General features: G+C 51.2%; 10 protein-coding genes. 5 read left to right on the forward strand and 5 right to left on the reverse strand.

Annotation, left to right across the window (positions count from 1 at the left end):
- Nucleotides 1-126: 126 nt before the first annotated feature.
- Together MO867_RS06605 and MO867_RS06610 are read right to left on the reverse strand one after the other, a co-directional pair.
- Nucleotides 127-1,086: a TauD/TfdA family dioxygenase gene (locus MO867_RS06605; protein ID WP_252465471.1), complete on the reverse strand. Its 960-nt coding sequence runs from the start codon at nt 1,084-1,086 to the stop codon at nt 127-129.
- The gene (locus tag MO867_RS06610) at nt 1,079-1,849 is read right to left on the reverse strand and encodes a class I SAM-dependent methyltransferase (protein WP_252465472.1); all 771 of its coding nucleotides are present in this window, start codon (nt 1,847-1,849) and stop codon (nt 1,079-1,081) included. The genes MO867_RS06605 and MO867_RS06610 overlap by 8 nt, the downstream gene beginning before the upstream one ends.
- A 729-nt stretch (nt 1,850-2,578) precedes the next feature.
- Here MO867_RS06610 and pcaB point away from each other — a divergent pair.
- Nucleotides 2,579-3,928 carry a 3-carboxy-cis,cis-muconate cycloisomerase gene (gene pcaB, locus MO867_RS06615; RefSeq protein WP_252465474.1) on the forward strand — a complete coding sequence of 450 codons (1,350 nt, stop codon included), beginning with the start codon at nt 2,579-2,581 and terminating at the stop codon, nt 3,926-3,928.
- 647 nt (nt 3,929-4,575) lie between these two features.
- Here the strand turns inward: pcaB and MO867_RS06620 are convergent.
- The 3 genes from MO867_RS06620 to MO867_RS06630 all read right to left on the reverse strand — a co-directional run bounded on the left by MO867_RS06620 (nt 4,576) and on the right by MO867_RS06630 (nt 7,512).
- Nucleotides 4,576-5,628: an NAD(P)H-dependent flavin oxidoreductase gene (locus MO867_RS06620; protein WP_252465475.1), complete on the reverse strand. Its 1,053-nt coding sequence runs from the start codon at nt 5,626-5,628 to the stop codon at nt 4,576-4,578.
- A gap of 129 nt (nt 5,629-5,757) precedes the next feature.
- A complete protein-coding gene (locus MO867_RS06625) occupies nt 5,758-6,495 on the reverse strand; it encodes a TIGR04219 family outer membrane beta-barrel protein (protein ID WP_252465476.1) in 738 nt (245 codons plus the stop codon).
- Nucleotides 6,496-6,639: 144 nt separating this feature from the next.
- On the reverse strand, nt 6,640-7,512 hold the full coding sequence (locus MO867_RS06630) for a LysR family transcriptional regulator (protein ID WP_252465477.1): 873 nt from the start codon (nt 7,510-7,512) through the stop codon (nt 6,640-6,642).
- Nucleotides 7,513-7,707: 195 nt separating this feature from the next.
- Between MO867_RS06630 and leuC the strand changes: the two genes are divergently transcribed.
- The 4 genes from leuC to asd all read left to right on the forward strand — a co-directional run bounded on the left by leuC (nt 7,708) and on the right by asd (nt 12,077).
- Nucleotides 7,708-9,156 (forward strand): 3-isopropylmalate dehydratase large subunit, encoded by a 1,449-nt coding sequence (gene leuC / locus MO867_RS06635; protein WP_252465478.1) that lies wholly within the window; start codon nt 7,708-7,710, stop codon nt 9,154-9,156.
- The gene (leuD, locus tag MO867_RS06640) at nt 9,156-9,803 is read left to right on the forward strand and encodes a 3-isopropylmalate dehydratase small subunit (protein WP_252465479.1); all 648 of its coding nucleotides are present in this window, start codon (nt 9,156-9,158) and stop codon (nt 9,801-9,803) included. Before leuC ends, leuD begins: the two co-directional genes overlap by 1 nt.
- 30 nt (nt 9,804-9,833) lie before the next feature.
- Nucleotides 9,834-10,892: a 3-isopropylmalate dehydrogenase gene (gene leuB, locus MO867_RS06645; protein WP_256473849.1), complete on the forward strand. Its 1,059-nt coding sequence runs from the start codon at nt 9,834-9,836 to the stop codon at nt 10,890-10,892.
- Between the two features lie 69 nt (nt 10,893-10,961).
- Nucleotides 10,962-12,077, forward strand: coding sequence for an aspartate-semialdehyde dehydrogenase (asd, locus tag MO867_RS06650; protein ID WP_252465481.1), 1,116 nt, complete (start codon nt 10,962-10,964; stop codon nt 12,075-12,077).
- Nucleotides 12,078-12,127: the final 50 nt, after the last annotated feature.

A 12,127-nucleotide genomic window follows, 5' to 3' on the forward strand; every position in this document is an offset into this window, starting at 1 on the left:
TTGGCACTGAGTTGCTGTTCGAGGTCTTTATCGTTCATTGTTTTGCTCATGGGTTACTCCGGTATAGAGTATGGGGGCATAAGCAGTTACACAATTTAAATTACAGCCTCTTTATATCTAGAGGCGCTATTTTTCTTTTGTTTCTTCTGATTGGTCAATCCACACTCTTGTATAGACTCGCTTTTGCTCAGGGGTGTCAATAAAGCCATCTCGGTCATGCAGAATCCTAGTGTTATCGACGAATATAATATCACCTCGCTCCATATAAAAACTGAGTGTATTTTCCTCGCTGTTCAATTCTATGTCCAAGGCGTCCAAGGCGCTAGTTACTTCACTGGAGAGTGGTTTTCCTATCCGTTCTTGTCCCTTTTCAATCCAGTAGCGCATGTATCGGATAGTCAATTTATCCTCTGAATATTTAAATATAGGGAAATGATTTTCTTGAATGTTTTCTATGTTTTTTTCGCTACCTGGTGTTACCAAGTCTCTGATGTAATCTTTGTAGAGAATTTCCAGTTTTTGTGGAGCGGATTGTCTGAGTTTTTCGTGAACTTGTGACGCAGACACAATTTTTGACTTCCCTCCTGTAACGGCGGGCATTATACAGCACAGCCCAAGGATTTTTGGCAGAACAGTGCGCTGTGAGCTGTCAGTGTGTACTCCGGTCGGGGCATTGGTTTGTGAGACTGGGATTGATTCACTAGTATAGTCTTTTCCGGTATCGCGTATACCGTATAGTCGCCCATAGGTGTTTATGGTTTTTCCCATTGCCAGGCTGATTTTAAGGAAGAGAAGATTTAGAGTCGACTCATCGAGAGAATCTTCTCCGTGAATCCATGCTACTCCACTTCCTAGCTCTAGTTCACGCTTGACTCTTATGGCAAGTTGGTCAAATTCTGGCGTAGCTATAGAGTTTTTCTGCAGATTGTTAATTGAGTCATTTTGTTCTGCCGCCCAATTATCCAGTGCTCTAACTTCTGATTCCCATGTGCTAGGCCAGTGGAATTTCCAGTTGGATTTTGCCGTCATATCTTGGGCGCCCCAAGCTTGCGCTTGAATTAACCTGCTCGGTGCTATATTAGTCATTGGTTTGAACCTTGAATAAAACATGCAGTGGGTAGCCCTCTAGAGGAGCAAAGAAGTCCGGGTCAAGTTTGAGGTGTTCTTTGGTCACTGACAGCTCTTTAACTTCTGGTAGTGATTGGAAACCTGCCAACTTGAGTGCATCGAAGTAATGTGAAAAAGTCTTGTGTACACAGCGAACTGAAACGGGCACCCCGTCTCTTCTCCATATTTCCCCTTCAAAGGTTTGATCTATGCCGTCCAGGTAGCTCTTGCCATCATGTTCAAAATAGAAGGGAGGGGCTTCCTCTTTCATAAAGGGCAGGCAGGGGTGGGGTACAGTGAAAATGAAAGCGCCCCCTGCTTTGAGTAAATTTTTGACTTTCGCCATTACTTCTGTCATTTCTTCTATTTTAAGATAGTTGAACAGGAAAACCGCAATAGCGTGATCAAATTTTGTAGTTGGAAAATCTGTGTAGGTTACTGCATTGCCAACTGCGTAGTGCGAGTTCGGGAGCTTTTCCTTTGCGGCTGACTTTTTAGCTTGTGTAATCATTTCTGAGGAAGCATCTACGCCAAATACCGATCCTGCGGAACGATTCAGTAGCATCCTCGATACGTAACCTTCGCCGCAGCCCAAGTCCAATACATTTGCTCCGGAAATATCTCCAAGAGCTTCTATGACTCTTGGGCGGGCGGTAAAGTCGCTAAGTAAAATTTTTTCCGAGCGACTCCAGCTGGCGGCTTGCTTGTTATATATAGTTTCAGTAGATAGAGGTTGGCTCATCCCAAGTTATTCCTTCAATTGGGTGTATGAAACTGACTATGTAGGATCAATTTTTCAAATTTCCCACGTAGCTGGTGAAGAATGAATTACGTTAATCATTTTTTATTGTTGGTGTATTTGTAAGTTGTTTTCCGTGGTGCACGCCCTTGTATGGCTTTCCTTTTGAAAACCATTACGGAAACTCATTTTTCCGACCTTAATATATTGATACAACTCCAGTCGCCAAGCCTGTGAGGCGGAATCATTTTTTTGTCAATCTGGACATGGGTGACGATTGCAAAATAATCGTTGCGTGTTAATGCGCCAAAGTTTCAAATTCCCAGGACCAAAAATTGAGATTTGGCCTTGAAGATTAGCATGCCAAATTTGAATCAAATTGACATATGTCAACTTCCACAATCAAAACTATTTTTAGTTTGACACAGTAGGTTTTTCTACGGGTTGAGGCGGTGGTATCTTCGCATTTACACTAATTTTGAATCTAAAATTTCGAGGTTGAGCTTACATCGTGTGGCGATTCATGCTATTGCAATTTTATCAGCATGCTGATCGCCCTCTGCTGTTTGACAGTATTTCTGACCTCAGCTAAAGGTAATCAAATCTGACGTTTATCGTTTTATGTTTTCAACGCTCGGGCTGATTTGGATAGGTTCAGCATTCTCTTTCATGTTTTGTCATGCGACACGGTTGGCTGTTGTGGAGTCTTACTGTGCCGTAAAGGGACATTTTATGACTGCAACAATGATCGACTCCGTGGTATTTCGCGATATTTTCAGTACTTCTGCAATGCGCGATATTTTTTCTGATGTAGGGAGAGTCCAGTATTATTTGGATGTTGAGGCGGCACTGGCTAAGGTGCAAAGTGAATTGGGTATTATCCCCAATGAGGCCGCTGAGGAAATTTGTAAGCATTGCGATGCCAAAGAAATCGATCTGATAAAGTTGAAGACGCAAACAGAGCTGATTGGTTACCCGGTATTGGGGGTTGTACAGCAGTTGGTGAGCTTATGTGGTGGTGGTTTGGGCCAGTGGTGTCATTGGGGGGCTACGACTCAGGATATTACCGACACCGCGACGGTGTTGCAGATGAAGGCAGCCCTGGGGATTGTCGAAAGCGAAGTTGAGGCGATTACGGAAGCATTGGCCAGCCTTGCTGAGCGATTTAAAGATACCCCCATGGTTGCTCGCAGTAATCTTCAGCAGGCTGTCCCCATCACGTTCGGTTATAAAGCGGCAGTTTGGCTCGCTGGGTTTCACCGTCACCGTAGTCGCCTAAAGGAGATTGAGGCGCGGGTATTTGTAGGAGAGTTTGGTGGTGCTGCGGGTAATCTTTCCTCCCTGGGGCATAAGGGGCTGCAAGTGCAAGCCGGTGTGATGAGTGAGCTGGGCCTGGGGGCGCCGTGTATTGCCTGGCATACCATGCGCGATCGTATCGCTGAAGTGGCTTGTCTCCTTGGTTTGATTACTGGGTCGCTGGGCAAGATCGCCCTCGATATTAAGCTGATGGCGCAAACAGAAGTAGGGGAGGTTGCTGAACCCTTTTCTGCCGGTCGAGGTTCGTCCAGCACCATGCCCCAAAAGCACAACCCTATTTCTTCGGTTTTTATTAGTGCCACTGTTCCTGTGATTCGGCAGCAGGTTGCGAGTCTGCTGGAAGCCATGGTTGAGGATCATGAACGTGCCACCGGGCCATGGGAAATTGAATGGATTGTGTTGCCAGAAATATTTTGCTTATCCGCATCCGCGCTAGGGCAAGCGCGCTATGCGCTTGAGGGGCTTCAAGTGTTTCCTGAGAAGATGATGCGCAATCTCAAAATGACGGGTGGGTTAGTCTCATCGGAGGCAGTGATGATGGGGTTGGGGGCGAAGATGGGCCGCGAGTATGCTCACGATTTGGTCTACAAAATATGTTGCCAGGCGATTGATGGCGGACGTCCATTTTCTGAGCTATTAAAGGAAAATAGTGAAATCAGTTCGGTTTTTTCTGCCAAAGAGTTGGATGCTCTGCTCGATCCCTGCAACTATCTCGGGCTCTGTGGCGAAATGGTGGAGCAAACTCTAGCGATGTGTGACAAGTGAATGTTAGGTGTGCACTTTCCGGCAGGGTTTTCAGGGCCAGGTTCTTATGTGTGTGGCTGTTGATGTTGCCGGGTTAGAGGGGGTGCAAATCAAAAATGAGTTTATTAAGGGGAAATTTGGTTCTGATTTTTAGCCCAGGAAAAGGTAAGTTTATTATTAAGGCTTTAAAAATTCTTCGACCCACGAGGGATAACTTGACGTTGAGTATCTAATAGGTCGATTTCAGGGATGCTCTGTCACGAATTCAGAGTCCTACATTGTGCATTGGAGGCAGTCGAAGTCATCTGGATCCAAAGGTGTTGCTTTGAAATAGAGAGTAAATGCTGAGGTTGGTGGAGATCGATGCCCCGAACTTTATTTATTGGGATAATTCCCAATGTTTCAATACCGAGGTTATGCAGTTTTTCTTGGGTATATTTACTATATATGGAACCCTGCTTGATACCGCTGAATTGGCGGCTGAGTTGTAAAATACTGGCGTCGGCATCGTTGGTTTATATTGATATCTTGCCGGTCCAATTAGAGAAGACGTAATCGCTAATAATTATAATTTTCTCTTCAGTACCGGTTAATTATTGGTAAGGTCAAAACTCTTGTTGATCGGCCAATAGCTGCGGTCGTTCACTTTTAGTCAATTGCTCGCTTTACTAGCTGGTTGCATTTAATTCTGCTACCAAGGTGGCCATCAAACTGGCTGCAGGCAGTGCACGGGCGAGGGGTGCACCTTGGCCCGCCCACTGCACGGCGAAATCCTCTGTTCCCGCTTTGGCATCAGCTAGGGCAAGAGCCTTACCGGCCGCGTAAGCGATAGGGTAATCCGGCAAGGGCGGCGCGCCGAGATTGAGTTCGTTATAAAAATGGTTGGTGATACCGCGAGCGGGGCGCCCGGAGATATTGGCGGTAATATTGGTATGCTGCGCGCGTTCGCTTTGCAGGGCGGCGCGATAGGTATCACTGGCTGCTGATTCTGGGCAGAGAATAAATGCGGTACCCATTTGTACGGCGCTGGCGCCGAGGGAAAGCGCTGCGCGTATACCTGCGCCGTCCATAATGCCCCCGGCGGCAACGATAGGCAGGCGGCTTTGACAGGAGAGAAGACGTACCAGAGCAAGAGTGCCTAACTCTTCGTCTCTATCGGGATTGAACACGCCGCGATGTCCGCCGGCCTCAATGCCCTGGGCGACTAAAATATCGATTCCGAAAGATTCTGCGAGCTTTGCTTCTTCGAGTGAGGTGGCTGTTGCTATGAGCGTAATGCCGGCATTCTTTAGTGCAACAATAAACGCTTCGCTTGGCAGACCAAAATGAAAGCTGACTGCCGGCGGTTTCTCCTGCAGTAGTGCTGCCAGCATTTTTTCATTATCAATAAACGTTGGATAGGGTTCATTAATTTGTGCTGGCGCGGTGGCGCCAAGGGCGGCAAAGTGCGGTGCCAGGTAGGATAGCCAAGCTTGTTCGCGGGTGGGGTCTTTATCGGCGGCCCTATGACAGAACAGGTTTGCATTAAACGGATGTTCGGTTTGGTCGTAGGTGTGTCGGATCTGTTCTGCGGCTTTTTCTGCTGTGCAGGCGCCGAGTCCGATTGAGCCGAGCCCGCCGGCATTGGAGACTGCAGCGGCGAGTGCCGGAGTGGAAACTCCAGCCATTGGAGCCAGGAATATTGGGTGGGTAATTCCGAGTTTTTCGAGCAGTGGGTTCATGCTTCTACCTGTAAATTGCGCTCCCCGTTGGGGCCACCTTAGTGCAGATTCGGCGCGGTAGCTATACCTCGCTGGCGTTCCAGCTGCAAAAGCTGTTTTGGGGAGCGCGGCCTGTTCCTTGGCCTTTTTTTACAGGTGTAAGTTGAAACCGATGTATGGACCTTTAATTTCAATATCGCTTTGCAGGTCATCAAGTTCTTCGAGATCAAGACTCATTACACGGTAACCGGCCTCGATAGCAAAATCTATTGCGGGTACAAAATCCCAGCGTACCTTGGCGGTCAGGTCGGTATGGGTATCGCCGCGGTAAGCAGTGCCGTTGCCTTGGGCGATAATGGACCAGCCGGTAAAAGGCAGGTCGAAGCGAGCCATGGCGTAGGCCATCGGAAGATAGCCGGTCAGTTCAATGGTTTCGGCTTGCGATTCACCAACAGCAGTAAATTCGCCGTTGTACATGCGTGCAGTCAGGCCCAGGTCCAGGTTTACCCAATTATCCAGTATTTCGTAGTAGAGAGTGGCATCGGTGTGGGTTAGGCTCAGGTCGGTACTGATTTCCGTTTTGGCGACAAAGGTTTCATCATCAAAAGTAACGGAAGTTTCCAGCTGGTCGGAACCGTCAGTATCGATCTTGCTGTGAGCGAGAAGTACGTTGGGTACCAGGGGGATGGGATGCTCCAGAGCGACTTGTATGAACGTGATGTTATCTTCGGTCAGCGAGAGGTTATCCAAGTTGTAACCGTCGCTACCGATATTACCGCTAAAGCTCGGCAGCCAAGCGCCGGCGGTAGCATCAAAACCGAGGATAGTGTCTGCGTTGGCGGTTCCGCAGGCGAGGAGGGCGCTCAAGGCAAATGCGGATTTCTTCATTGACTTCACTCCGTGATGAATTTGTCGCGGAGTGTACAGATAAATACTTATTGTGCCGCTGCCGGCAGCACATTTTTACATTTCTTTCTCTCTATTGAGGAAAAGTGGCGCATAGAAACAAGGCGTGGCGGCTAATCATCATGGCTAAATTGCCGCTTCAAATAACATTTGTTGCAGGGCGCTGGCTGGGTTGCTGAGGGTGCGGCCACGGTGGCTGATTACGCCGAGGTTGCGCAGTACCTGCAGTTTTTTAACCGGCAATACCGCTAGGCTGTTATCGACGAGAGTGTGGGGCAGCACACTCCAGCCGAGACCGACACAGGCCATCATTTTTATAGTTTCAAGAAAGTTGGTCGCCAGTTTTGCGCTGAGTTTTAAGCCCTGTGCGTCAAATTCACGTTTTATTAGACGCCCGGTATAGGTGTTCATATCGGGCAGTATGGCCGGGTAGTTGGCCAGATCGGTGAGTTCCATTTCGGTAAGCTTAGCCAGCGGGTGATCGGGTGCGGCGACGACAACGCAGGGGTCGGGCCAGATCACTTCCGCACTGAGATGCGGGTATTCTTTCAGGGCCAGGGTCACTACAGCCAGTTCGTACTTGGCAGCCATTAGCGCTTCGTAGGCTTGTTCCGAGTCGACAAAATCAATATCCAGGGCCACCTCTGGGTAGCGCAAGCTGAACTCCTTCAATACGGGCGGCAAGTGATGGAGGCCTACATGGTGGCTGGTGGCTATGCGCAAGCTGCCACTGACAGAACTGCTCAGTGCTCGTAATTCCCGTTCGGTGTCGCTAATTTCATTGAGGATATGGCGGGCACGGGGCAGCAAGGCGCGACCGGCGTCCGTGAGCTGTAGCCTTCGACCGATCCGGTCAAATAATGGCGATTCTAGCTGTTGCTCAAGGGCTGCCAAGCGCTTACTGGCAGCGGGTTGGGTGAGGTGCAATTGCTGCGCGCCCTGGGATACCGAGCCCTGTTCGGCTATCGCCAAGAAAGCCCTCAGCCACTGTAGTTCCAAACCTTTTACTCCTGTGACAATACATCGGTTTTACTCCAGTCGAGCAGACTACTGTACGGCTGGAGCGATATCGGGGATCTTACCGCAGTTGGCCCCTCACATTCCATATGGGAATACATTGGATAATAAATATAAATTGGTGTTATTTGTTGGGTCTGGGTAGACTCAGGCTCTTAACCATTGAGGGGAACGGCTGTGGCAGGGCAAACACTCTACGACAAACTCTGGCAGGATCATCTGATAAAGAATTGTGACGATGGCTCCTCACTTATCTATATCGACCGCCACCTGATTCATGAGGTGACCTCTCCGCAGGCTTTTGAGGGCTTGCGTCTGGCGGGTCGAAAACCCTGGCGCAAGGATTCGCTAGTCGCCACTCCTGACCACAATGTGCCTTCCGAAGCGATTGAGCGGGCTGCGGGTGTCAGTGGTATCCGAGACGATATCTCCCGTATCCAAGTACAGACACTGGATGAAAACTGCCGCGATTTTGATGTGGTCCAGTTTGGTATTAACGAGCCGGGGCAGGGCATTGTGCATGTGATCGGCCCGGAGACAGGGGTGACCCTGCCGGGTATGACGGTAGTTTGTGGTGACTCACACACCTCGACTCACGGTGCTCTGGGCGCTTTGGCCCACGGTATCGGTACTTCTGAAGTTGAGCACGTGATGGCCACCCAGTGCCTGACCCAGAAAAAGATGAAGAATATGCTGGTTCGCGTTGATGGCCAGCTGCGTCCGGGTGTCACCGCAAAAGATGTGGTGCTGGCGATTATTGGCAAAATTGGCACGGCTGGTGGTACCGGTTATGCGATCGAATTCGGCGGTGAAGTGATTCGCGCTATGTCTATGGAAGGCCGTATGACTGTGTGCAATATGGCCATCGAAGGCGGCGCTCGAGCGGGTATGGTTGCAGTGGACCAGATCACGCTCGATTACGTAAAAGGCAAACCCTATGCCCCGAAAGGTGAGGTATGGGATCGCGCGGCAGAGGCCTGGAGTGACTTGTATTCCGATGGCGATGCCGTATTCGATGAAGTCATAGTCTTGGGCGGTGAGGACATCGAGCCCCAGGTCAGTTGGGGAACCTCCCCTGAAATGGTGGCGCCGATCAGTGCGCAGGTACCCACTCCCAGTAAAGAGAGCGATGCTACCAAGCGTACTGGCATGGAGCGGGCGCTGGAGTATATGGGGCTCAGCGCCGGACAGAGCATCAGCGATATCAAATTGGATCGCGTATTTATCGGTTCCTGCACCAATTCTCGAATTGAAGATCTTCGCGCAGCGGCAGAGGTCGCCAAGGGCCGCAGGAAATCCGACAGCGTCAAACAGGTATTGATCGTGCCCGGTTCCCAGGCAGTTAAAGCCCAGGCTGAGCGCGAGGGTCTTCACGAAATTTTTGTTGAGGCCGGTTTCGAGTGGCGCGAGCCGTCCTGCTCTATGTGTCTGGCGATGAATGCGGACAAGTTGGGCGCCGGTGAACACTGTGCTTCCACCTCCAACCGCAACTTTGAGGGGCGCCAGGGTTATGGTGGCCGCACACATCTGGTCAGCCCCAGCATGGCGGCGGCGGCGGCAATTGCCGGCCACTTTGTCGATGTACGTGAGTTGGCGCCGGTGCAGTGGCAAGAGGAGGTGGTTTGATGAAAGCGTTTACCCAGCACGAAGGTCTTGTTGTGCCGATGGATCGCGCCAATGTGGATACCGACCTGATCATCCCCAAGCAATTCCTCAAATCGATCAAGCGGTCTGGTTTCGGCCCCAACCTGTTCGATGAACTGCGCTACCTGGATGAGGGTATCCCTGGGCAGGATTGTTCCGGCCGCCCCCTCAACCCGGACTTCCCCCTTAATTTTCCCCGCTACCAAGACGGCTCGGTGCTGCTGGCGCGGGAGAACTTTGGTTGCGGTTCAAGCCGTGAACACGCGCCTTGGGCATTGGAAGATCACGGCTTTCGCGCAATTATTGCGCCCAGTTTTGCCGATATTTTTTTCAACAACTGTTTTAAGAATGGTCTCTTGCCAATCGTCCTGGCAGAAGAAGTGGTTCACCAATTGTTCGAGGAAACCCACGGGCGGGAAGGTTACTCGCTTACGGTCAACCTGGAGCAGCAGCAAGTACGCAAGCCCTGTGGTGAGTTGATCCCGTTTGAAGTGGATGCCTTCTACAAGCACTGCCTGTTAAATGGTCTCGACCATATCGATCTGACCCTGGAGCACTCCGATGATATTCGTGCTTATGAGCAGGCGCGGCGAGAAAAGTCCCCCTGGCTTTTCGATGCGGTTCAGTAATTAAAGGAAATACCTGTGACGAAAAAAGTAATGATTCTGCCGGGCGACGGCATTGGTCCAGAAATTGTTGAGCAGGCACTGGCGGTGCTGGAAGTCGCATCAGAGAAATACAATCTTGGGCTCAGTTTTGAGCAGGGCTTGATCGGCGGCTCCTCTATCGATGCCCACGGTGAACCCCTGACCGACGAAGCACTCAAAGCTGCGGGTGAGTGCGATGCGGTGCTGCTCGGTGCGGTCGGCGGTCCCCAGTGGGATACCTTGGAGCGGGAAATTCGCCCGGAAAAGGGCCTATTGAAAATCCGCAGTGGCTTGGGTCTCTATGCGAATTTGCGCCCGGCGATTCTCTACCCACAGCTGGCTGATGCCTCTTCCCTCAAGCCCGATGTGGTTGCCGGCTTGGACATTTTGATTGTACGCGAGTTGACCGGTGGTATTTATTTCGGCGAACCTCGCGGTATCAAGACGCTGGAAAATGGTGAGCGCCAGGGTTTTAACACCTACGTGTACAGAGAGTCGGAAATTGAGCGTATCGCCCGCTCGGCGTTTGAGGCGGCGCAAAAGCGCAACGGCAAGCTATGCTCCGTGGACAAGGCTAATGTACTGGAAGTCACCGTGCTTTGGCGCGAAGTACTGGATCGCCTGGCGCCAGAATATCCGGATGTAGAGCTGTCTCATATGTACGTGGATAACGCCGCGATGCAATTGGTGCGCGCGCCGAAGCAGTTCGATGTGATGGTCACGGGCAATATGTTCGGCGACATACTCTCTGATGCCGCCGCCATGCTGACCGGCTCTATCGGCATGTTGCCTTCTGCTTCTCTGAACGAAAGCGGTTTCGGCCTCTACGAACCCTGCCACGGTTCTGCACCGGATATCGCCGGTCAGGGAATCGCCAACCCACTGGCCACCATTTTGTCTGCGGCCATGATGTTGCGCTATTCCCTCGGTATGAGCGAGGCGGCCGATGCGATTGAGGCGGCAGTGAGCAACGTGTTGGAGTTGGGATTGCGCACCGCCGATATTCACACCGATGGCTATCAGAAAGTCTCTACCGCAGAGATGGGCGCCGCCGTTGTAGCTGCACTTTAATTTTTGATTCCACCATCGCGCCGCTTTCCCGGCGGCGCACATTGATCACCTCACACACAGGACACCGCAATGCAAAAAATAGGTTTTATCGGCTGGCGTGGCATGGTCGGCTCGGTATTACTGGAGCGCATGCGAGCAGAGGACGACTTTGCCCATATTGCCGAACCGGTCTTTTTCTCCACTTCTAACGCTGGTGGTACGGCGCCGGATATCGGCAAGCCTTTGCCGCCGCTCGGTGATGCTTACGATATTAGTACGCTGGCACAACTGGATGCGATTGTCAGCTGTCAGGGTGGCGACTACACCAAGGAAGTTTTCGCTCGTTTACGTGAGGTCGGCTGGGAAGGTTATTGGATTGATGCGGCCTCCAGCCTGCGCATGCAGGAAGATGCGGTGATCGTATTGGACCCAGTCAATCGCGATGTTATTGATCGCGCCATTGGCGCAGGGCAGAAGAATTTTATTGGCGGTAACTGCACGGTTAGCCTAATGCTGATGGCGCTGGGTGGGCTATTTAACGCGGGTATGGTGGAGTGGGTCACCGCCATGACCTACCAGGCTGCCAGTGGTGCTGGCGCACGCAATATGCGCGAACTGATTGCACAGATGGGCGCCCTTCGCGATGGAGTTGCCACAGAGTTGGCTGATCCCGCCAGCGCCATTCTTGAGATCGACCGCAAAATGGTTGCGGATATGCGCTCGGCAGAATTCCCCTCGGCCGAGTTCGGTGCGCCTCTGGCCGGCAGCCTGCTGCCCTGGATCGACACTCAATTAGAGAGCGGTCAGAGCCGGGAAGAATGGAAGGCTCAAGTGGAGGCCAACAAGATTTTACAGTCTGGTAGCCCCATTCCTGTGGATGGCACTTGTGTACGTATCGGTGCAATGCGCTGCCATAGCCAGGCTTTTACGATAAAACTGAAGAAAAATTTACCACTTGCCGACATTGGGCATTTGCTAAATGATGCCAATGAATGGGTCAATGTAGTACCCAATGAACGCGAGGCGACATTGCGGGAGCTGACGCCCACGGCAGTCACCGGCAAACTGGATATTCCCGTTGGTCGCTTGCGCAAGTTGAGTGTTGGGCCTGAGTACTTAAACGCCTTTACTGTAGGCGATCAACTGCTGTGGGGGGCGGCTGAGCCCCTACGCAGAATCCTGCTGATTTTGCTGGGCAAACTGTAACTGGTACGGCCTTCGATAAGTCCTCCACAGGGGGTAGATATACACCACTT

It is taken from the genome of Microbulbifer okhotskensis (genome assembly GCF_023895975.1).
In the GTDB taxonomy this organism is placed as follows: domain Bacteria; phylum Pseudomonadota; class Gammaproteobacteria; order Pseudomonadales; family Cellvibrionaceae; genus Microbulbifer; species Microbulbifer okhotskensis.

Coding starts and splice junctions, on each gene's coding strand:
- MO867_RS06625 (WP_252465476.1), bottom strand. CDS start 6,495: ATGAAGAAATCCGCATTTGCCTTGAGCGCCCTCCTCGCCTGCGGAACC.
- asd (WP_252465481.1), top strand. CDS start 10,962: ATGCAAAAAATAGGTTTTATCGGCTGGCGTGGCATGGTCGGCTCGGTA.
- pcaB (WP_252465474.1), top strand. CDS start 2,579: ATGACTGCAACAATGATCGACTCCGTGGTATTTCGCGATATTTTCAGT.
- MO867_RS06610 (WP_252465472.1), bottom strand. CDS start 1,849: ATGAGCCAACCTCTATCTACTGAAACTATATATAACAAGCAAGCCGCC.
- MO867_RS06605 (WP_252465471.1), bottom strand. CDS start 1,086: ATGACTAATATAGCACCGAGCAGGTTAATTCAAGCGCAAGCTTGGGGC.
- leuD (WP_252465479.1), top strand. CDS start 9,156: ATGAAAGCGTTTACCCAGCACGAAGGTCTTGTTGTGCCGATGGATCGC.
- MO867_RS06620 (WP_252465475.1), bottom strand. CDS start 5,628: ATGAACCCACTGCTCGAAAAACTCGGAATTACCCACCCAATATTCCTG.
- leuB (WP_256473849.1), top strand. CDS start 9,834: ATGATTCTGCCGGGCGACGGCATTGGTCCAGAAATTGTTGAGCAGGCA.